Genomic DNA, 2718 nt, shown 5'->3' on the forward strand with positions numbered 1-2718 from the left:
CCCAAGCCCTTCCCGCTGCTGCTGCCGACCACGCCGATCGATCTGGGCGGGCCGGTGATCACGGTGACGCAGTGCGTGATCCTGGGCGCCACGGTGATGATTCTGGCCACGCTGATGTGGCTGGTGAATCACACGAAGCTGGGCCGCGCGATGCGGGCCACGGCCGAGAACCCCAAGGTGGCGGGCCTGATGGGCGTGAAGCCGGACTTCATCATCTCGACCACCTTTGTGATCGGTGCGGCGCTGGCCGCGGTGGCCGGCCTGATGTGGGCGGCCAACTACGGCACGGTGCAGCACACCATGGGCTTCATGCCGGGGCTGAAGGCCTTCACGGCGGCGGTGCTGGGCGGCATTGGCAACCTGGCCGGGGCCATGGTGGGCGGCGTGCTGCTGGGCCTGATCGAGGCCATCGGTGCGGGCTATCTGGGTGACCTGACCGGTGGCGTGCTGGGCAGCCACTATGCCGACATCTTTGCCTTCATTGCGCTGATCCTGGTGCTGACGCTGCGGCCCTCGGGCCTGCTGGGCGAGCGCGTGGCGGATCGGGCTTGAGGCCCCAAGGAGACACAGACCATGCAACAACAAAACAAACTCTTCGTCTTCCTGCTCTCGGCCCTGGGCCTGCTGGTGGTGCCGCTGATTGCGCAGCAGTTCGGCAACGGGCCGGTGCGCATCATCGACCTGGCGCTGCTGTACGTGATGCTGGCCCTGGGCCTGAACATCGTGGTGGGCTACGCCGGTCTGCTGGACCTGGGCTATGTGGCCTTCTACGCGGTGGGCGCCTACATGTTCGCGCTGCTGTCGAGCCCGCACCTGAGCGAGAACTTCGAGGCCTTCCGCATGGCCTTCCCCAACGGGCTGCACTCGCCGCTGTGGCTGGTGATCCCGCTGGCGGCGGGGCTGGCGGCCTTCTTCGGCGTCATGCTGGGCGCGCCCACGCTGAAGCTGCGGGGCGACTACCTGGCCATCGTGACCCTGGGCTTCGGTGAAATCATCCGCGTGTTCCTGAACAACCTGGAGTACCCGGTCAACATCACCAACGGCCCGCGCGGCATCGGCCAGATCGACTCCTTCCACTTCTTCGGCCTGGACCTGGGCAAGGGCACCGAGCTGTTCGGCTTCGCCATCCCTTCGGTGACGCTGTACTACTACCTCTTCCTGGTGCTGGTGGTGTTCAGTGTGCTGATCTGCTATCGCCTGGAGAACAGCCGCATCGGCCGCGCCTGGATGGCCATCCGTGAGGACGAGATCGCCGCCAAGGCCATGGGCATCAACACCCGCAACCTGAAGCTGCTGGCCTTCGGCATGGGCGCCACCTTCGGCGGGGTGTCGGGCTCCATGTTCGGCGCCTTCCAGGGCTTTGTGAGCCCCGAGTCCTTCAGCCTGCAAGAGAGCGTGATGATCGTGGCCATGGTGGTGCTGGGCGGCATCGGCCACATCCCTGGCGTGATCCTGGGCGCGCTGCTGCTGTCGGCCCTGCCCGAGGTGCTGCGCTACGCGGCCGGCCCGCTGCAGGAGATGACGGGTGGGCGTCTGGACGCCTCCATCCTGCGCCAGCTGCTGGTGGCCCTGGCCATGATCGGCATCATGCTGGTGCGTCCGCGCGGCCTGTGGCCGGCGCCCGAGCACGGCCGCGCCGCGCCGGTGCCGCAGAAGTGAACACCGGGTCTGCAAAGGAAAACAAGCCATGACAAGCAACAACAACAGCAACGCAGAGGTGGTGCTCAAAGTCGCCGGTGTGTCCAAGCGCTTCGGCGGCCTGCAAGCCCTCTCCGACGTGGGCATCCAGATCAACAAAGGCCAGGTCTACGGCCTGATCGGCCCCAACGGTGCGGGCAAGACCACCTTCTTCAACGTCATCACGGGCCTGTACACCCCGGACGGCGGCACGTTCGAGCTCGGCGGCAAGCCCTATGCCCCGACCGCCGTGCACGAAGTGGCCAAGACCGGCATCGCGCGCACCTTCCAGAACATCCGCCTCTTCGCTGAAATGACGGCGCTGGAGAACGTGATGGTGGGCCGCCATGTGCGCTCCGGCTCGGGCCTGATCGGCGCCATCTTCCGCACCCCCGGCTTCAAGGCCGAAGAAGCGGCGATTGCCAAGCGTGCCCAGGAACTGCTCGATTACGTGGGCATCGGCAAGTACGCCGAGTACAAGGCCCGCACGCTCAGCTACGGCGACCAGCGCCGGCTGGAGATCGCGCGCGCCCTGGCCACCGACCCCAAGCTGATCGCCCTGGACGAGCCCGCCGCCGGCATGAACGCCACCGAGAAGGTGGTGTTGCGCGAGCTGATCGACCGCATCCGCAAGGACGGCCGCACCATCCTCCTGATCGAACACGATGTGAAGCTGGTGATGGGTCTGTGCGACCGCGTCACGGTGCTGGACTACGGCAAGCAGATTGCCGAAGGCACGCCCTACGACGTGCAGCGCAACGAGAAAGTGATCGAAGCCTATCTGGGCGCCGGGCATGCAGCCCACTGATCGCGGCCCCAGGATCACCAGCAACAAGGCGACACCCACATGAACCCACAACAAGACATCCTGCTCGAAGTCAGCGGACTCAAGGTCGCCTACGGCGGCATCCAGGCCGTCAAAGGCGTGCACTTCGAAGTGCGCCAAGGCGAACTCGTCAGCCTGATCGGCGCCAACGGCGCGGGCAAGACCACCACGCTCAAAGCCGTGACCGGCCTGCAGCCGGTGGCCGACGGCGACGT

The 2718-nt window shown here is 66.3% G+C and carries 4 protein-coding genes; all 4 read left to right on the plus strand.

The window, feature by feature from the left end; translation table 11 throughout:
* On the plus strand, positions 1-552 hold a 552-nt coding region (locus AC1Q6P_RS23890; RefSeq protein WP_492666261.1), incomplete at its 5' end, for a branched-chain amino acid ABC transporter permease.
* Positions 553-573: 21 nt separating this feature from the next.
* Positions 574-1659 (plus strand): ABC transporter permease subunit, encoded by a 1086-nt coding sequence (locus AC1Q6P_RS23895; RefSeq protein ID WP_271009567.1) that lies wholly within the window; start codon positions 574-576, stop codon positions 1657-1659.
* 28 nt (positions 1660-1687) lie between these two features.
* Positions 1688-2485: an ABC transporter ATP-binding protein gene (locus AC1Q6P_RS23900; RefSeq protein ID WP_271009670.1), complete on the plus strand. Its 798-nt coding sequence runs from the start codon at positions 1688-1690 to the stop codon at positions 2483-2485.
* Between the two features lie 39 nt (positions 2486-2524).
* Positions 2525-2718, plus strand: a 194-nt coding sequence (locus tag AC1Q6P_RS23905) for an ATP-binding cassette domain-containing protein (RefSeq protein ID WP_492666260.1), incomplete at its 3' end; no start/stop codon positions are given.

It is taken from the genome of Roseateles sp. GW835-FHT13E02, assembly GCF_058794035.1.